Source organism: Streptomyces noursei, from assembly GCF_016917755.1.
Lineage (GTDB): Bacteria > Actinomycetota > Actinomycetes > Streptomycetales > Streptomycetaceae > Streptomyces > Streptomyces yunnanensis.
In genome coordinates this window covers 9,479,543-9,496,030 of sequence record NZ_CP070326.1, presented here as the reverse complement: position 1 = coordinate 9,496,030, position 16,488 = coordinate 9,479,543, and the positions used below count along the sequence as shown (strand labels likewise).

The 16,488-nt window shown below is 69.6% G+C and carries 16 protein-coding genes and 2 pseudogenes; 7 read left to right on the top strand and 11 right to left on the bottom strand.

The features are described 5' to 3' along the window. Nucleotides 1-639 precede the first annotated feature (639 nt). Nucleotides 640-1,152, top strand: a complete 513-nt coding sequence (locus tag JNO44_RS41415; RefSeq protein WP_240167892.1) for a hypothetical protein — start codon at nt 640-642, stop codon at nt 1,150-1,152. A 52-nt stretch (nt 1,153-1,204) separates the two neighbouring features. Here JNO44_RS41415 and JNO44_RS41410 read toward each other — a convergent pair whose 3' ends face one another. Next, nucleotides 1,205-1,597, bottom strand: coding sequence for a helix-turn-helix domain-containing protein (locus JNO44_RS41410; RefSeq protein ID WP_205369084.1), 393 nt, complete (start codon nt 1,595-1,597; stop codon nt 1,205-1,207). Nucleotides 1,598-2,049: 452 nt separating this feature from the next. Here JNO44_RS41410 and JNO44_RS41405 point away from each other — a divergent pair, with 452 nt between their 5' ends. Beyond that, nucleotides 2,050-2,193 carry a hypothetical protein gene (locus JNO44_RS41405; RefSeq protein WP_205369083.1) on the top strand — a complete coding sequence of 48 codons (144 nt, stop codon included), beginning with the start codon at nt 2,050-2,052 and terminating at the stop codon, nt 2,191-2,193. 104 nt (nt 2,194-2,297) lie between these two features. Here JNO44_RS41405 and JNO44_RS41400 read toward each other — a convergent pair whose 3' ends face one another. Then, nucleotides 2,298-2,960, bottom strand: a complete 663-nt coding sequence (locus JNO44_RS41400) for a DUF4097 family beta strand repeat-containing protein (protein WP_205369082.1) — start codon at nt 2,958-2,960, stop codon at nt 2,298-2,300. A 565-nt stretch (nt 2,961-3,525) separates the two neighbouring features. On the opposite strand from JNO44_RS41400, the gene JNO44_RS41395 reads away from it, so the two are divergent. The 3 genes from JNO44_RS41395 to JNO44_RS41385 all read left to right on the top strand — a co-directional run bounded on the left by JNO44_RS41395 (nt 3,526) and on the right by JNO44_RS41385 (nt 5,140). Further along, the gene (locus JNO44_RS41395) at nt 3,526-4,467 is read left to right on the top strand and encodes a ferritin family protein (RefSeq protein WP_205369081.1); all 942 of its coding nucleotides are present in this window, start codon (nt 3,526-3,528) and stop codon (nt 4,465-4,467) included. Nucleotides 4,468-4,741: 274 nt separating this feature from the next. Next, nucleotides 4,742-4,909 (top strand): ATP-binding cassette domain-containing protein, encoded by a 168-nt coding sequence (locus tag JNO44_RS45415; protein ID WP_205369080.1) that lies wholly within the window; start codon nt 4,742-4,744, stop codon nt 4,907-4,909. A 75-nt stretch (nt 4,910-4,984) separates the two neighbouring features. Next, the gene (locus JNO44_RS41385) at nt 4,985-5,140 is read left to right on the top strand and encodes a hypothetical protein (RefSeq protein ID WP_205369079.1); all 156 of its coding nucleotides are present in this window, start codon (nt 4,985-4,987) and stop codon (nt 5,138-5,140) included. 97 nt (nt 5,141-5,237) lie between these two features. Here the strand turns inward: JNO44_RS41385 and JNO44_RS41380 are convergent, their stop codons facing one another. After that, on the bottom strand, nt 5,238-6,095 hold the full coding sequence (locus JNO44_RS41380; RefSeq protein ID WP_205369078.1) for an SDR family oxidoreductase: 858 nt from the start codon (nt 6,093-6,095) through the stop codon (nt 5,238-5,240). 113 nt (nt 6,096-6,208) lie between these two features. Here JNO44_RS41380 and JNO44_RS41375 point away from each other — a divergent pair, with 113 nt between their 5' ends. Continuing rightward, the gene (locus JNO44_RS41375) at nt 6,209-6,622 is read left to right on the top strand and encodes a winged helix-turn-helix transcriptional regulator (protein WP_205369077.1); all 414 of its coding nucleotides are present in this window, start codon (nt 6,209-6,211) and stop codon (nt 6,620-6,622) included. Between the two features lie 144 nt (nt 6,623-6,766). Here JNO44_RS41375 and JNO44_RS45410 read toward each other — a convergent pair. The 8 genes and pseudogenes from JNO44_RS45410 to JNO44_RS41345 all read right to left on the bottom strand — a co-directional run. Further along, nucleotides 6,767-6,973: pseudogene (locus tag JNO44_RS45410) on the bottom strand (CPBP family glutamic-type intramembrane protease); the annotation flags it as partial. Between the two features lie 176 nt (nt 6,974-7,149). Continuing rightward, nucleotides 7,150-7,236: pseudogene (locus tag JNO44_RS44240) on the bottom strand (IS5/IS1182 family transposase); the annotation flags it as partial. 204 nt (nt 7,237-7,440) lie between these two features. Next, a complete protein-coding gene (locus JNO44_RS41370) occupies nt 7,441-8,262 on the bottom strand; it encodes a polyphosphate polymerase domain-containing protein (RefSeq protein ID WP_240167891.1) in 822 nt (273 codons plus the stop codon). After that, nucleotides 8,259-8,891: a DUF4956 domain-containing protein gene (locus tag JNO44_RS41365; protein ID WP_205369076.1), complete on the bottom strand. Its 633-nt coding sequence runs from the start codon at nt 8,889-8,891 to the stop codon at nt 8,259-8,261. Before JNO44_RS41365 ends, JNO44_RS41370 begins: the two co-directional genes overlap by 4 nt. 654 nt (nt 8,892-9,545) lie before the next feature. Continuing rightward, nucleotides 9,546-11,009 carry an amino acid permease gene (locus tag JNO44_RS41360; RefSeq protein WP_205369075.1) on the bottom strand — a complete coding sequence of 488 codons (1,464 nt, stop codon included), beginning with the start codon at nt 11,007-11,009 and terminating at the stop codon, nt 9,546-9,548. A gap of 64 nt (nt 11,010-11,073) precedes the next feature. Continuing rightward, on the bottom strand, nt 11,074-12,591 hold the full coding sequence (locus JNO44_RS41355; protein ID WP_205369074.1) for an MFS transporter: 1,518 nt from the start codon (nt 12,589-12,591) through the stop codon (nt 11,074-11,076). Nucleotides 12,592-12,648: 57 nt separating this feature from the next. Beyond that, a complete protein-coding gene (locus JNO44_RS41350) occupies nt 12,649-13,254 on the bottom strand; it encodes a flavin reductase family protein (RefSeq protein ID WP_205369073.1) in 606 nt (201 codons plus the stop codon). 205 nt (nt 13,255-13,459) lie between these two features. Then, the gene (locus JNO44_RS41345) at nt 13,460-14,680 is read right to left on the bottom strand and encodes an acyl-CoA dehydrogenase family protein (protein WP_205369072.1); all 1,221 of its coding nucleotides are present in this window, start codon (nt 14,678-14,680) and stop codon (nt 13,460-13,462) included. 340 nt (nt 14,681-15,020) lie between these two features. Here JNO44_RS41345 and JNO44_RS41340 point away from each other — a divergent pair, with 340 nt between their 5' ends. Next, nucleotides 15,021-16,469, top strand: a complete 1,449-nt coding sequence (locus JNO44_RS41340) for a pyridoxal phosphate-dependent decarboxylase family protein (protein WP_205369071.1) — start codon at nt 15,021-15,023, stop codon at nt 16,467-16,469. Nucleotides 16,470-16,488 lie beyond the last annotated feature (19 nt).

Genomic DNA, 16,488 nt, shown 5'->3' with positions numbered 1-16,488 from the left:
TCGGCAGCATGTGATCTCCCACCGTAGAGGTCCGCACTGACATGCAGACGTGGGTCCCGGAACAGTCGGATCCGTGAACAGGTAGGTCCCGGTCGAACCTCGGTGCGTGCCCTGCTCTGGCCCGCCATCACCGGTCGAGGCGTTCCGCACGACGGCACGACCGGCCCGAGGAAGCCGTGACCGGACAGCGATGCTGACCGACACCTCATCGTCCACGGGATGCGAGCAGGAGGAAGCGATGGCCAAGGCCCAGCTCAACGACCGGCAGAGGGAAGCCCTTCGCTGGATTGTCGGAGGCTGCCCCGCGGGGGCATGGGGCAAGGACGACTTCAGCTACAAGGCGAGTGCGCAGGCGCTGCAGAACCGCGGCCTGGCCAAGGTCAGCAAACGTGGCGGCGGGTGGAGTGCCGAAGCAACGGTGGCGGGTCGCCACTACCTGGAGCACGGGACCTGTCCGGTGTCCGCGGCAGGGCGGGAGCGCAACCCACGCAATCCCGGGGCCGGAGCGCGGTCAACGGTCGTACGCCCCGCCTCATCGCAGGACCCCGCTCCCGGCACGCCCCTCGCTGCCGAGAACGAGGCGAGTGCCTGGCCGACGCCGAGCGGTACTCCTGGGCCAAGATTCCCATCTACGACCACGTGCCCTCCGACCGTCTCACCATCACGCTGAACGGAGGGACCACTCACCGCCAGTCGACCTGGAGAGACATCGCCGGCCGCCCGCTGGAGGACCAGCTGCCGGAGCTCCTTCAGGAAGTGGACCTGCGCGGACTGGCCGCCGCACGTGAGCGAGCCGAGCGAGAGGAGCAGAGCAGGCTCAAGCGCCGTCGATGGGAAGCGGCGACGGCACAGGCTCATGCCGATTGCGCCGAGGCGTTCCGCGTCCGTGTGCTGGAGCAGCAGGAGAATGCGTGGCGGCGGGCGGCGAGACTCTCCGCCCACCTGGCAGCGGCCAGCGACCGGATCGACGCCATGCCGGAGGGGGCAGTTCGCACGGCGGCCGAGGCGTGGCTGTCCTGGGCGAAGGCCCATGTACGTGCGCTTGATCCACTCAGCGGGCCGCTTCGCCTGCCCGAGGTGCCCGAGCCCCGGCACGATGACCTCAAGCCCTTCCTGAACGGATGGAGCCCCTACAGTCCCCACGGCCGGTGAGGGGGAGAGCCGCCTGACCGGCGCGAGGTCTGCCGATGTTCAAGAAGTGTTGTCAGAGCTGGCCGGAGCGGTTTCGCGTGTTGGCCTCGACGAAGGTCTCCATCGCCTTGCGGCTGATCATTTTTCTGTGTCCGAGAGGTAGATGGCCGATCTCTCCCGTCCTGACCAACTCGTACATCACCGAGCGCGACACGCCGAGATGAGCCGCGGCTTCCTTGACGGACATGACGAGCGGGCCGCCTTCATCGACGGGATCGGTCGCCTTGCCGAGATTCTCCTCGCACTCCTGGACATCCAGGTTGGTGTCTTTGGTGCACCAAGTGCCCACATGCCCGTAGGGGCGGTCCAACTCCTCCTGGACTTTCTTGGCGGCGGTGTCGCGGTCCGCGGCTCGGATGAAGCGCTCGCAGAGCTGGATACGGGTGGCAGTTACCTTGTAGCGCACGGGTGAGTTCCTTCCTCCCGGCGTCGACTGAATCCGCAGTGCCGCCGAGCGACGCGCGACCGCAAAGGAATCGGTGCATGTGAGGGGCAAGACCCCGTTCCCCGTCGTGGGGCGGAAGGGGACGGCCACCACTACTCCAGCAACGACACCCGGTCGGCCACCGGATTGCCCGATTGCCGAGTTATTCGCCCGGTGGTCGAAGTGCTCGCGAAGCATCAAGTTGCGTGCACGGCAATCGCCGACTGTGACGCAAGCAAACCCAGTCGGACAGATTGGGGGAAAATCGAACCGGGTGTCCAGCTTCTCCGGCTGTCACGGTCTTATGTCATGGGTGCGGTTTCCTGAGATGCCAAAGTGCCGGCTAACGGAAGTGCATCGAGAGTCTTGCACCCTGACGGACCGTCTGTCGCATCTTCCGTCGTGACGAGAAAGCCGCGAGGAGAATATCGGCGATGCCAAACGCCATGAACCTTTCGCTCCTGGACGCAATCGAATCGGCCTTCCAGCTCCTTTCCGCAGAACCGGATCCGCTCGCTTTCGACGGTACCGAACTCGGGCACGGCCTGCCCACAAGACCCATCGCGGTCAACGAGTGACATGGTGGTGTGCTCCTTTGATTGAACGGACGTGAACGGACTTGATCGGACGAAGGGGGAAGGCGGTCCTGCCAGGCACGCAGCGGTCACACCTGTCGTGGCGTTCAGAGGCTGTGGGCGGTGATGTCGCCGTTGGAGGTGGTGGCGCGGATGTCGAGTTCGGTGGTGCCGTTGTTCTTCAGGGCGTTGCTGATGCGGCCGTGGCCGGTGCCGGCGTCCAGGGTGGCCGAGACGCCGGTGGCGGCGCCGACGGTGATGTCGCCGGACTGGGTGGTGAGCACGACCGTGCCGCCTGCGGCCTCGGTGATGCGGATGTCGCCCCGTGCGGTGCTGATCTCCGCCGCGCCGCCCAGCCGGCCGATCTCGACGTCACCGTCGACCACGGACAGGCGCAGGCTCGCGGTCTCGTCCAACTTGACCTGGCGGTAGGCGCCTTCGAAGATGACGTCGCCCAGGCGGCCGAGGGCGCGCAGTTCGGCGCTGGCGGTCTTGGCCTCGACCCGTGAACCGGCGGGCAGCTTGACCGCCACCTCGATCGCCCCCGAGGGCCCGAGGTACTGATCCTTGACCGAGGACACGACCCGCAGGACGCCGTCGGCGTATGCGACGGTGGTCTGCTCCACGGCCTTCACATCACGCCCCTTCGAGGCGTTCGCCGGCAGGATCTCAACGGTGGTGTCGGCACGGTCGGCGGCGATGAGCCGGACGCGCCCGGCGGGGATGTCCAGGACGACGGCGATCGGGGCGGGGGTGTCGAACTTCTGCATGGTGCTCTCCCTGTGAATGTGCGGCTCGCTGTTTCCGGCGACCCGGTGTTTCCGAACGATGGAAAAGCTACGTTGCTTTCTGATTTCCGGCAACAGTACCTTCCCTTGCGGATTGCATAAATGCAGGTAGATGAGGGGTAATCATTGCAACGCCCTCTCGATTAACGCAACGACGCCACGGCCGATCGTTGCAATGCGTTGAGGGTGAACGCTATGGGGGAGACGTTGGGGAACACCGGGCACGCGCCATGGAGCACCCGTGGGGAAGGAAGGGGTCGTGATACCGGGAGGGGTGGCGTCCTTCGCCCGGCGTCGCGGGCGGGGGTGCGGCCGAGCGCGACGTCATGCCGCCGGCAGTACGACCTGAGTCCGGCGGCGGTCGAACGGCCCACGCTGCGGATTCGGTTGCGGCAGACTCCGGCGCTCGGCCGCGCCCCTTCTCGCCTGCGGACCATCACGGTCGGTGACGGGGTGGGTCACTCGATTGCCACATGGTGATGGCTCATCGTGTCACTCGTTGGTGTGATGCATTGGGGGGTTCACCGGTCCGAGTACGGAGGTCCGAATGATCCCTTTCTCGATGCGTGTCCGGTCGATGGGCATCCTGGCCCTGATGGTCTGCGTACCCGCTGGTGCCACCGCAGCGGTGGCGCCCGAGGCGGCTTCCGCCTTGCACGCGCAGACCCGCGCCGATCTCGACGCGGCGATGCACGGCGAGGCGTACGCCTATGCCACCTACTCCTTGTTCGCCGACCAGGCAGGCGCCCAGGACCTGCCGTCCGTGCGACAGCTCTTCCAACGCACGGCCAAGGTGGAGCTGGGTGAGCATTTCGCGGAGGAGGCCAAGCTCGACGGTCTGGCCGGCAGCGACGCGGCCAACCTCCAAGCTGCCATGACGGGCGAGGAATACGAGTCGCACACGATGTACCCCACCTTCGCCAAGCAGGCCCGGCAGGACGGCGACACCGCCGCCGCCGGCCTCTTCGAGGAGATCGCCAAGGACGAGTCGGCCCACCACACCGCGTTCGCCAAGGCGTTGGAGGTCGTCCGCACCGGCAAGGGCACCGTCCCGGCACCGCCCGGCGTCACACCCGTGACCGTCCAGGCCGGGGTGCCCAGGGTCCGCGCGGCCCGGACGAAGCAGAACCTGGACACCGCGCTGCACGGTGAGGCGCTGGCGTCGGCCAAGTACACCCAGTTCGCCCAGGCCGCCACCGCGCACGGCAACCAGGCACTGGCCCGCCTGTTCACGGGCACCGCCGACGTCGAGCGGCGCGAGCACTTCGCCGGCGAGGCGCAACTGGCCGGCATCGTCGCACCGACGCGCCAGAACCTCACCACCGCGATCAACGGCGAGCAGTACGAGTCCCGCATCATGTACCCCACCTACGCCCGCCAGGCCAAGACAGCCGGCGACGCCAAGGCCGCGAAACTGTTCGCCGACAACGCCAACGACGAGGCCGGTCACGCCCGCGCCTTCGAGAACGCGCGCAACCAACTCCACTGACCGCACGACCGGAAGACGGTGCGACGGCCGAGTGGGCACTCGCAGGCACGGGGCCCGCTCCGCCGTCGGTCAGCCCTGCTCACCGAGGTCTACCTGTGCTGACCCTGCTCGTTGTCGGGAGGAGGTGCGGTCACGGTCGAGCGGCATGAAGGGGCGGCACCAAGGGGCGGCATGGTGCGTGGCGCACTGTTCGCCCTGGAGGACGTGACGGGCGGCACGGCAACGCGGCGCTCCTCGGGCAGGTGACCTGCACGGTCGGCGCGTCGACGCCGGGATGTGCACGGCGCTGGTCGGTCCGTCCGGTGCGGGGAAGCCCACGCTGCCAAGGCTGCTCAACCGGACGGCAGAACCCGCCAGCGGCCGGGTACTGCTCCACGGCCGACCGCTTCCGGACCGGGACGTGCCGATGCTGCGGCGCCGTGTCGGCCTGGTCGGGCAGTAGCCGGTCCTGCTCCCCGACCACGTCGTCGACGAGCTGCGGGTCGGTCGCCCGGCTCTGAGCGCAGACGAAGCACGCGTGCCGCTGATCAAGGTCGGCCCGCCGGTCACCCTGCTCACCCGGCCGACAGCCGGGCTTTCCGGCGGGGAGGCACAGTGCCTGTGTCTCGTCAGAGCTCTGGCCGTCCGCCCCGAGCGCTCGGCGGCCGAGGCAACGGGCGGTGACCTCGTGTGAGTGGCGGATGACTCGGCGGCCCGGTGCGCCTGTCGGCCCGCGGCACCGCCGACGCGCCCCGCCCGCCCGGCCTCGTTCGCACCGGCGCGTCGGCTCCTCAGATATTCAGCGCCGCAGCGATCGCGTCGGTGAGCGGGGTGCTCGGGCGGCCGATGAGGCGGCTGAGGTCACCGCTGCCGCCCCGGAGGAGGCCGCGACGGATGCCGGAGGTGTCAACGTCAACAAGGATCTCAGCCAACGGCTGTGGCACGCCAGCGCCGGTCAGGGTGGAGAGCAGGGTCGGGGTTGGGACGTCCCGATAGGTGATGTCCTTGCCGGACTGGCGGGACAGTTCGGTCGCGTACTCGGCCAGCGTGAACGCCGTGTCGCCGCTCAGCTCGTACGCCTTGCCCTCGTGGCCCTCGGTGGTGAGGACGACGGCCGCGGCGGCGGCGTAGTCGGCACGGGTGGCGGCGCCGATGCGGCCCTCGCCCGCGGCGCCGACCAGGCCGTGCTCCAGTTGGAGGGGGATCTGGGCGGTGTAGTTCTCGGTGTACCAGCCGTTGCGCAGGAAGGTGTAGGTCAGGCCGGAGTCGAGGACGGCCCGCTCGGTGGCCTTGTGCTCGTCGGCCAGCATGAAGGCGGCGGCGGGGCCGCCCAGTATGCCGGTGTAGACGAGACGGGCCACGGCGGCCGTCTTCGCGGCATCGATCACGGCGGTGTGCTGCCGGATGCGACGCCCGACCTCGTTACCTGAGACGAGCAGTACCACATCGTCCGCGCGGAAGGCCCCGGCCAGCGTCGTGGGCCTGTCGTAGTCGGCGACGCGCAGTTCCACCCCCTGCTCGGCAAGTGCGGCAGCCTTGGTCTTGTCGCGGACGACGGCGGCGATCTGGCCGGCCGGCACGCGAGCCAGCAGCTCCTCGACGACGAGACGGCCGAGCTGCCCGCTGGCTCCGGTGACGACGACGCTCATGTACGGACTCCCAAGGTGTACGGAGGTAGGTGTGATGCGGCGTATGCGCGCTTCGCCACCGTACGGGAGACGCTTTCTCTGGGTAAGTACCCACTTTTGAGTAAGCTAGTGGCATGAGCGTAAGCAACCAGGCGCAGCGGCAGCCGCGCGAGCCGGTGACGACAGTGGCGGATGTGAATACCGCCGACTGCCCCTCGCGGGGGATCCTTGATCACGTCACGAGCCGCTGGGGCGTGCTGGCGCTGGCCGCGCTACTGGAGGACACCCGCCGCTTCAGCGAACTGCGCCGGGTGATCGGCGGGGTCAGCGAGAAGATGCTGGCGCAGACTCTGCAAGCGCTGGAGCGCGACGGATTCGTGCATCGCGAGGCGTATCCCGTGATCCCACCGAGGGTGGAGTACTCACTGACGCCGCTGGGCACCGAGGTGGCCCGGCAGGTGTGGGCGCTGGCCCGCTGGACCGAGGGGCATGTCCACGAGGTCCTCGCGGCGCGCGAGACCTATGACGCCGCCAAAGCCGCGAGGTAGGGCCGCGTCCGCGGCCACCGATCGGTTTCCCCGCCCGGTGGCGACCACCACGCCGAGGGCCGGTAGCGCTGTGAGGCCGCCGACGATCGCCGGAGTGCGGTCGAGGTCGTAGTGCGGTACCAGCGCGGCACCGACGTTGATCGTCGCGTGCAGGCACATCGCGGCCAGGACGCTGCCGCCCGTACGGAGATACAGCCGGACCATGACGATCCGCGCGGCGACCGTGCCCACGAACCAACCCGCTATCCAGACCGCGCCGTGGTGAGCCTGGAGCAGCGGCACTACATGCCACGCGCCCCAGAACGCCCCGAGTAGCAGCCCCGCGACGAGCGGGCCACAGCGACGCAGCATCGGCGGGCTCTGGGGTCCCCGATGCGGCTTGGTGTCTCGGGGGATCTGGACGGCAGCGGCTCCGGCGCCCGGGGGCGGTCCTCGATGGCCAGCTCCACGGTGGCCTGTCCGTGATCTCCGGACGTTTCAAGGTGTCTCCGGCGGCGCTGGGTTGCTCGGTGAGCCGGTGTCCGCCCGGGCTGACGCTGGACGATTTCGACGTCGATGCCGTGGCGGGCGCCGTGTTCGACGACGGCGTTCTTGAACCCGGCGTTCACCCACGCCGTGGTCATGTCCCGCCGGAGCCATGGTGGTCTTCGGTATCGCGCTCCGTGCGTCGTGGGCTGCTCGCAGGCTGAAGCCCCCCTGCTGCGGAGGCGAGACTCCGTAACACAGCACCGGCGAGTTGCCCGGCGCGCCGCCCCGGCGGCTGACGGGACGCCCACGCGCGCCCGTCGGCCGCCGTCACCGTGGGACGGGAGACACGGTCACCCTGTTCCAGGCCCGAAGGCTCGCCGCGCCGCGCGGCGCCAGCGGTTGGCGGGGAGCGACGGGTGCAGGGCGGCGAACGCGCCGCAGTACTTGGTGAAGACGGCGGGCTGTACACCGTGGGCGTGCAGTACGCGGTCCGCGTCGGTGAGGTGCCCGGTTGATTTCGTCTCGACCAGCACGAGGTCGGTGTCGCAGTGCACGGCCTGTTGCGTCCTCAGGTCGACGCAGACCAGTCCCGCGTCACAGGTGATGCGCTCGCCGTCGCCCACGAAGGTCGCTCGGAGGTAGTCCGTGCTGAGGGAGGGACGCAGTGCGGCGGGAGCGGCGATCGCGTAGGCCCGGTCCAGGGTTGCCGCGAGGAAGGCTTGTTGGGCGGGGGCGAGTGGGGTGTCGGTCCCGGTGAGGGGCCGGCGGTGCTTGACGGTGTCGCCGCGGCGGCCCTTGAGCTTGATCTCGTACTGCCGCTCGCCGGTGTCCTGGTAGACGCGTTCACGGATCTTGAAGCGGAGGCGGCGGCCTTGGCGGTGATCGTGGAACGACCGGAGGTCGGGGGTGTCGTAGTAGACCGAGTGGTAGCGGAACGCGCGTCGGCCGTCGATGGCCAGGGCCCGTAGCGGCCCGCCGCGGCGCTGCGGCGCGGTGAGCCGGCCGACCACGTGGGCGAACGTTTCTGCCGGTACCAGGTAGCTGCGGTCGAAGCGCGTGAGCAGAGCGGACCGCTCGTTGACCTCGGCCAGCGAAATGGGTTCGGCGTCGTGGGCCGCCTCGTCGATGGCCTGTACGGCCGCCGGGGCGAGCACTGCCGTACCGGCCGTCACGCCGCGTCCAGGACGGGCGCGGTCGGACGCACGCGCTCGGTCACGGCGGGCTGTTCGCCTGCGGCTCTCGGCGCGGCTTCGCGGTAACGGACGTCGACGACCATCAGATCGCGTACGAAGTCCACCTCCATGACCGTCCAGTGCAGTGGTTCGCCCAGGCGCCGCTCAAGGTCGGCCCGGAGCGGGGCGGGGTCGCTGTGGACGGTGTCGAGGGTGACGACCGCGCGACGGGTGCGGGCGAGCAGTCGCGGGTGATCGGCTGAATAGACGACCAGCAGAAGTACGGCGCTCAGCACGGTGGCAAGGCCGAACGGCAGCTGCGGGAGCGCGCAGATGAGACCGAGGACGAGCGTGGTGAAGTAGTAGGCGACTTCCTCGTGTTGGACGGAGTCGGAGCGGAGCCTGATGATCGACAGGACACCGAAGAGGCCGAAGCCGACCGCCATGCCTCCCTTGCCGCCCACTGCGGCGAGCGCCGCGACGACGGTGAACAGGGCGACGTTCAGGGCCAGATACGCCGGCACGAGGTCGCGGCGTCGGTGCCGGGGGTAGTAGATCGCGAACGCCAGCAGGCAGATGGCGGTGAGGTCGAGCCCCAGGTGAGCCACGAGGTGACGTAACGAGTCCATGGTTCCACTCTCTGTGAAGAACGGAGGAGATCTGAACTGTAGAGAAACGCAAGCTGAACGGTCCCCCCTTCTTGATGGATATTGCGCAACCCTGATCGTTACTGTTGGTAAGTGTCTGGTAACGCATCACGGCTGGCGTGTTCGGCGTTCTTGCCGCGATGTCCCCGTGTGTACGGGTCGCGCCCCGGTCGTGTGCGGCGCTCGCGGCGGCAGGCGTCCGGTCGAGCAGTCGCCGGCATGGGCATCTCGCGCAAGCTCGCCGCGTTCTCCCCCGACGGGCTCATGGGCGCCGGCCCAGCGCGCTGCCCCCCCCGCGGGCAGTGTGCGCAGCGTGGAACCGTGCGTTCGGCTTGAGGCCCGAGTCGGGGCGGTCCGGCGGACCGGCTCCCGGCCTCGAACCAGCGGCTACGGCAATCGCAATACGGCCCGCATCACCGGCATGTGCCTAAGGTTCAAGTCCCTCTCGGACGCAGCTCGTTAACCAACGTCCGATGCGCTCGACGATCGGGGCGGCGGCGGGGGATCTCCGACCGGTGCACTTGTTTGCCGTCACTGGCCTGGTGGTTCGGGGTGAGCCCCGGTGTCCCCACGCAGTGGTGGCCGTAGGGCGGTCGGTCGCTGAGGAAGCCGCCTTGCGGCCGGGAAGCGTGTGCCTCAGCGTGAAGGGTGCCTCGGGTGGCGTGTGCGGAGGTGGCGGGTGCAGCGGCGGGCTGCGTAGGCCGTCAGTACGGTTCCCAGGCTGATCAGGCTCATGAGGAGTTGGGGGCGGGTGCCTGGGAGGAGCGCCATGGAGAGCAGGATCGCCAGGAGCGTGGCGATGGTCAGCCAGGTCAGGTAGGGGTAGCCCCACATGCGGAACGTCAGGCGGTGGGGTTCCGTGCGCTCGGCGCGGGCGCGGAGGCGTAGTTGGGAGACGGCGATCGTGATGTAGAGGAAGATCAGCACGGCTCCGGTGGAGTCGAGGAGGAAGCCGAACGTCCGGTCCGGTTGGAGGGCTTGGGCGCCGATGGACGCGTAGCCCATGACGGTGCCGAGGAGGATGGCACGGGAGGGGGTGCCACGGCGGTTGGTGTGCGCGAGTCCGCGTGGTGCTTCCCCGTGTCGGCACAGCGTGGTGAGCATGCGGGACGAGGCGTAGAGGGTGGAGTTGAGCACGGAGAGCAGGGCGGCGAGGATGACCGCGGTCATGACGGTGCCGGCGAACGGGATGCCCATCCGCGTCATGGCGACGGCGTACGGGCTCTCCGGGCCCACCAGGGTGTCCCACGGCACGATCGCCACCACGAGGAAGATCGAACCCAGGAAGAAGAGGAGCACGCGCCAGAACACCTGACGGGTGGCCCTGGTGACGGCGGTGCCGGGGTCGGGGCTCTCGGCCGCGGCGATGGTGACGATCTCGGTGCCGCCGAACGCGAAGATGACGACCACCGTCGCGGCGAGGGCGGCACCGGGGCCGTTGGGGAGCAGGCCCCCGTGATCCACGAAGTGGCTGAGGTGCGGGCTGCCGTCGCCGGGCCAGAAGCCGCAGACATAGGCGGCGCCCAGAGCCAGGAACCCCAGGATCGCGCCGATCTTGACGATCGCCAGCCAGAATTCGACGCTGCCGAACGAGCCGGCGGAGCAGAGGTTCACCACGGCCATGGCGGTGAGCAGCAGCACGCTGACCGCCCAATCCGGCACCGCGGGCAGCCAGTCGTGCACGATCCGGCCGCCCGCGATGGCCTCGATGGCGACGATGGCGACGAACGCGTACCAGTAGAGCCAGCCGATGGTGAACCCCGCCCAGTTGCCGAGGGCCAGGCGCGCGTAGTCGGCGAAGGAGCCGGACATCGGGCGGGTGACGACCATCTCGCCCAGCATCCGCATGACGAGGATCACCAGCAGGCCCGCGAGCGCGTAGGAGAAGACGGCGGCGGGGCCGGCACTGTGGATGGTCTGCGCGCAGCCGAGGAAGAGGCCGGTGCCCACCGCGCCGCCCAACGCCATGAGGGTGAGGTGCCGTTGTTTCAGGGCGCGTCCAGCGGGTGCCGGATCAGCGGGACGGTGGTCTCCCGGACCGTCCGGGAGATGGCTGCGGTCGGGTGCGTCCGCCGGTCGTCCGGATGCGGACACGGTCATGCTGTCTCCCCCTGGGTGGATGCTCATGGGCGGGTGCTCATGGGTCGGTGCTCATGGGCGGTGCTCAGCGAGCAGTCCTGACGGTTTCCGGTTGAACTGCCCCGGTGGGTGTGGCTGCGGCGGGCCCTTCGGTGGCGGGCACGCTGCGACCCTTCCGGAAGTTGGCGCAGATCAGGATCATCAGGACCATACCTGCGGCGGCGGCGAGCACCGCGGCGCGTACCCCGTCGCTGGTGGCGGTACGCAGCTCCTCACCGGTGAGCCCGCGGGTGCCGGCGTTGGCGAGGGCGACGAGGACGGCCAGGCCGACGGCGCTGCCGACCTGCTCACCGGTGCTGGCGATACCGGACGCGATGCCTTGGTCGCCTTCGTCCACGCCGGTCATCGCCGCCGCGTACATCGTCGTGTAGACGACGCCCTGGGCCAGGCTGAGCAGGCTCAGGCCCGGCAGGAGTGCGGTGAAGGAGGCGTCGGGGGAGAGCGACAGGGCGAAGGCGACCGTACCGGCGACACCCAGGACGAGGCTGCCGATGAGGGTGGCGCGCATGCCGAAGCGGGTGGCCAGCCGACCGCCGACGGCCGTACCGACGAGGACCCCCGCGCAGGGGACGACGAAGGCGATACCGGTCTGCATGGCGCTGAAGCCGTGCACGTTCTGGAAGTAGAGGGTGAGGAAGTACGCCAGCACCCCGAAGGTGGCCATGAAGGTGAAGGTGACGGCGGTGCCGGTGCTGAGGTTGCGGTTGCGGAACAGGTGCAGGGGCATGAGCGGGTTCCGGCCCCGCCGCTCGATCACCAGGAAGGCCAGCAGGAGCACGATCGCCGCGGCTCCGCTGATCAGGACGGCGGGGGCGGTCCAGCCGGACTCGGGCCCCTGGACGAGTGCCAGTACGAGGAGGGTGGCCCCCGCGGTACCGGTCAGGGTGCCGTACAGGTCGAACTCGGCGAACACCCGGCCGCGTCGGAAGGTTCCGTCGGCCGGGATCAGCGGGGCGGCCAGTGCGATGCCGAGGGCGGCGAGCGGGACGTTGACGAGGAAGACGGCCTCCCAGCCGAAGGTCTCGGTGAGCACCCCGCCCAGCAGCGAGCCGAGCACCATCCCGCACCCGGCAGCCCCGCCCCAGACGGACAGCGCCCGGTTGCGTTCCCGGCCTTCGGCGAAGAGGGAGGTGACCAGGGAGAGGGTGGCCGGGGTGAGGAAGGCGCCGCCGATGCCCTGCCCGGCCCGGGCGGCCACGAGCAGCCCGGGCGTGGTCGCGAGCGTGCCGGCGAGGGAGGAGACGGCGTACAGCACGAGGCCGAGGGTGAACATCCGGCGCCTGCCGAAGAGATCGCAGGCCCTCCCGCCGAGCAGCAGGAAGCCACCGAAGGCCACCGTGTAACCGCTGACCACCCACTGCAAGTTCTGGGCCGTGAAGTCGACGTCGGCGGCGATCCCGGGGAGCGCCACGAACACGATGTTGTAGTCGAGGCCGATGATCAGGTGGGCGAATGCCAGGAGGGCGAGGGTCAGTCGGGTCCGACGGCCGCGCGGTGCCGCCGGTGGGGCGTCGGCGCGGGCGTCGTGGGGTGCACAGGACATGGGGGCGTTCCTTGCGGGAGGGCCGGGGGAGGGCTGGGGAGGCGGCGGCCGGGTGGGTCAGGCCGCGGCGGCGGGCCAGGAGGCGAAGGTGCGCATCCCGTAGAGCAGCGGGTCGGCGTCCTCGGGGCGGTCCTGTTCGACGCGGAAGATCTCGCCGAAGATCACCTCGTGGTCGCCGACGCGCAGGGTGCGGGAGACCCGGCAGTCCGCGACGGCGTGCGCGTCGCGCACCAGGTGCGGGCCGCCGAACTCCGCGGAGTTGGCCCACTCCACGGAGTCGAAGCGGTGCGGGTCACCGGAGGCGAAGAGCGTGGCGGCCGAACGGGCCCCGGCGTGCAGCAGGTTGACCGCGAAGGTGCGCCGCTCCAGGACACTCTCCAGGGTCCTGCTGTTGCGGTTCAGGCAGACCAGCAGGGTCGGCGGATCGAGGGAGACGCTGCTGACCGAGGAGACGGTCAGACCGCGGGGCTGGTCCTCGGGACCGCCGGTGGTGACGACGGCGACGCCGGTCGGGAACGTCGACATCAGGGCGCGGAACTGGGCCGGCGCGATGGTCGCGGGGGTGGCTTCGTGGTTCGTGCGCAGGGTGGAGGCGATGGGGGTGGCGGGGGCGGTGAGGGCAGTGGGGGCGCTGGCGGAGGTGAGTGTGGTGGTGTCCGTCATGACGGGGTTCGCATCTCCTCGTGTATGTCGTAAACGCTGTGGGTGCTGTGGGTGCTGTGGGTGCTGTGGGTGCCGTGCATGCCGTGGAACCGGCGGGTCCGGTGGAACCGGCGGGTCCGGCGGGTCCGGTGGGTCCGGCAGGTCCGGTGGGTCCGGTGGGTCCGGCGAGGTGGTGTGGGCGTCGGGCGAGTGGTGCCCGCGCCGGTCACCACAGCAGGGTCTTCTGCGGGATCTGGCCGCCCAGCAGCAGCTCCCCGGCCGCCTTGAGGTTCTGCACCCCGGCGTCCACGTGCTGGCTCATGGTGCTGACGTCCCGCAGCCAGCGGTCCATCGGCGACCGCTTGCGGTAGATGGCCGAACCGCCCACGAGGGTGTAGAGCCGGTTGACGATCGACCGGGCGACCTCGAACGCCTTGTAACGGGCCAGCGCGGTCGCCACCCGCTCGTCCGGCGTCGGCTGCTGGCCGCGCTCCAGCCGGGCCCACTGCTCCGCAAGGCTCGTGTACACCGCGTAGCGGGCCGCGGCGAGGTCCATCTCCGCCTCGGCGATCGCGGTGGTGAAGCGGTAGTGCGCGGACCACGGGGTGCCGGTGGACTTGTCGGTGCGCGTGGCGGCGAGCTCACGGACGTGGTCGAGGGCGGCCCGGGCGACGCCGAGCGGAACCCCCGGCATGGTGCGGAGGATGGCGTCCGGTGCCGCGTGCAGGGTGCCGGTGCGCTGCGGCTCCAGCAGGCTGAAGGTGTGCTCCTCCGGTACGAAGAGGTCTTCGGTGGAGTAGTCACAACTGCCGCTGCCGGCCAGGCCGGTGGTGTACCAGCTGTCGTGGACGCCGAAGTCCTCCCGGCGGGCGATCACGATCCGCCAGTGGACTCCGTCGCCGTCGGGGGCCGACTCCGGCGCCCCGTCGCGATGCACCACGCAGCCGGCGAGCAGCAGGTCGCTGTGGGTCATACCGCTGCCGAAGTGCCACTTTCCGCTGACCCGGAAGCCGCCGGGGACCCGGTCGGCCCGCCCGGTGGGGTTCACGAAGCCCGCCGTGATGGTGTCCAGACGGGGGAAGAGGGCGCGGGCCACCGCGTCGTCGAGGTAGCCGGAGAAGATCCCCGAGTCGGAGCCGATCATCGCGCACCAGGCGGCCGAGGCGTCTCCGGTGGCGATGGCCTCGATGACCTCGGTCTGCTGAACGGATGTCATCTCCGGACCGCCCCAGGAGCCGGGTGCCGCCATCCGGAACACGCCGGTGTCGCGCAGGATTTCCACCACGTCACGCGGCAACTGCCGATTCTGCTCGATCTCTTCGGCGCGTTCCCGCAGCACGGGTGCGGCCTTGCGGGCGCGCTCCAGAATCTCCTGCGCATCGAGCCGGTCCGCATCGGAGATGGCCTGGGACGGGCCGGCGGCAGGCATGCCGGTGGCAGTGCTCATGAATTCACTCCGGTATCGGTGAAGGGAAGGGAATGGGCCGTGCGCGAGGGAATGAGGATGCGCTCGCTGAAAAAGGGAACGTAAACAGCCTCGGCCCGATCGACAACCGAAGGCTATTTCCGTGCGGTGGGATGCCGCATCCCTCCCCGGCCAGCAATCTCGGATACTCCCAGGGGATACACTTTCGCCCCTCGTGTCACCCCGGGGAGACAGTCGCACGAGCGCTGCCGAGGTTCCTGTACACCCAAAGTTGACACTGCCGGTCGTACCCTTCTGAGCTGCTGCTTTGTGGGGTTTCTCGGGGGTGGTCGGGCGCATTCGCGTCGCTACGATGCGAGGCATGCGTGAATACCCGTTGGAACCCAGTGGCCCCGAGATGCGCGCCATGAGCGAGGCGGCGATGCTCGTCGTCGAGCAGTTCGTCAACGACCTCCCCGAGGCGCCCGCGAAAGACCTCGATGGCGCTTTGGAGTTGGCCGAAGAACTCCGCGAGGAGGCACCGGAAATCGGCACCTCCTTCGAAGGGTTGCTCAACACCGTCGCGGTCTGCTCGCAGAAGGCGGTCAACAACTCGGGCCCCGGTTTCATGGCCTACATTCCGGGTGGCGGCCTCTATGTATCTGCTCTCGCCGACTTCCTCGCGGCAGGCTTCAACCGATATGTCAGCCTGGCCGCGAAAGCCCCCGCGCTGGCTCAGATCGAGGCGACCGTGGTCCGCTGGCTGTGCGACCTTTTCGACTATCCGCCCGAGGCCCGGGGAGTGCTCACCTCCGGCGGATCGATGGCGAACTTCTCCGCGGTGATAACCGCCCGGAAGGCGAAGCTGGGTGAGAACTTCTCGACCGGCGTGCTCTACACGTCCGAGCAGGCGCACGCCTCCTGCGCCAAGGCCGCCTACCTCGCCGGCTTTCCCCGGGAGCGCATCCGCATGGTGCCGACGGACGAACGCCTGCGCATGGACGCGGACGCGCTGACCGCCATGATCGAGGCGGACCGGGCAGCGGGACTGCGGCCCTTCATGGTCACCGCGTCGGCCGGCACCACGAACACGGGCTCCGTCGACCCCATGGCGCGCGTCGGCGAGGTGGCCCGGGCCCACGACATGTGGTTCCACGTGGACGCGGCCTACGGGGGCCCGTTCCGCATGACCGAGTACGGCCGTCGGCTGTTCCAGGGCATCGAGTCGGCCGACTCGATCACGCTCGACCCGCACAAGGCGTTCTTCATCCCGTACGGCACCGGTGCGCTGATCGTGCGCGAGGGATTCCGACTGCGTGTGGCCCACCATGTGGAGGCCGACTACCTCCAGGACACCGACGGCCTGGACGAACAGATCCCCAGCGCATCGGAGTACGGCATGGAGCTGTCCCGCGACTTCCGCGGCCTGCGCCTCTGGCTTCCGGTGAAGCATCACGGACTGGCCGCGTTCCGCGCCGCGTTGGAGGAGAAGCTGGAGCTGACCCGCTACCTCTACGACGAACTGCGCACGACCCCGGGCTTCGAGGTCCCCCTGGACCCGGACCTCACCGCCGTGCCCTTCCGCTATCTGCCCGAGCGCGGCGACCCGGACGCCTTCAACCGCCGGCTGCTGGAACGGATCAACGACTCCAAGCGCGTCTTCCTCTCCAGCACCCTGCTGGACGGCCACTTCATCATCCGGGCCTGCATCGTCTCGCACCGGACACACCGCGACCGCGTCGAGGAGGCGGTGCGCATCATCCGCTCCGCGGTGCAGGACCTGCTCGCCCTGGACGCCGCCGCGCCGCTGGAACAACCGGTGGCGCGGTGAGGCCGGTGGCCCCCTGACG

Coding starts and splice junctions, on each gene's coding strand:
- JNO44_RS41350 (WP_205369073.1), bottom strand. CDS start 13,254: ATGACGGACACCACCACACTCACCTCCGCCAGCGCCCCCACTGCCCTC.
- JNO44_RS41340 (WP_205369071.1), top strand. CDS start 15,021: ATGCGTGAATACCCGTTGGAACCCAGTGGCCCCGAGATGCGCGCCATG.
- JNO44_RS41355 (WP_205369074.1), bottom strand. CDS start 12,591: ATGTCCTGTGCACCCCACGACGCCCGCGCCGACGCCCCACCGGCGGCA.
- JNO44_RS45415 (WP_205369080.1), top strand. CDS start 4,742: ATGTGCACGGCGCTGGTCGGTCCGTCCGGTGCGGGGAAGCCCACGCTG.
- JNO44_RS41375 (WP_205369077.1), top strand. CDS start 6,209: ATGAGCGTAAGCAACCAGGCGCAGCGGCAGCCGCGCGAGCCGGTGACG.
- JNO44_RS41395 (WP_205369081.1), top strand. CDS start 3,526: ATGATCCCTTTCTCGATGCGTGTCCGGTCGATGGGCATCCTGGCCCTG.
- JNO44_RS41345 (WP_205369072.1), bottom strand. CDS start 14,680: ATGAGCACTGCCACCGGCATGCCTGCCGCCGGCCCGTCCCAGGCCATC.
- JNO44_RS41405 (WP_205369083.1), top strand. CDS start 2,050: ATGCCAAACGCCATGAACCTTTCGCTCCTGGACGCAATCGAATCGGCC.
- JNO44_RS41400 (WP_205369082.1), bottom strand. CDS start 2,960: ATGCAGAAGTTCGACACCCCCGCCCCGATCGCCGTCGTCCTGGACATC.
- JNO44_RS41365 (WP_205369076.1), bottom strand. CDS start 8,891: ATGGACTCGTTACGTCACCTCGTGGCTCACCTGGGGCTCGACCTCACC.
- JNO44_RS41380 (WP_205369078.1), bottom strand. CDS start 6,095: ATGAGCGTCGTCGTCACCGGAGCCAGCGGGCAGCTCGGCCGTCTCGTC.
- JNO44_RS41360 (WP_205369075.1), bottom strand. CDS start 11,009: ATGACCGTGTCCGCATCCGGACGACCGGCGGACGCACCCGACCGCAGC.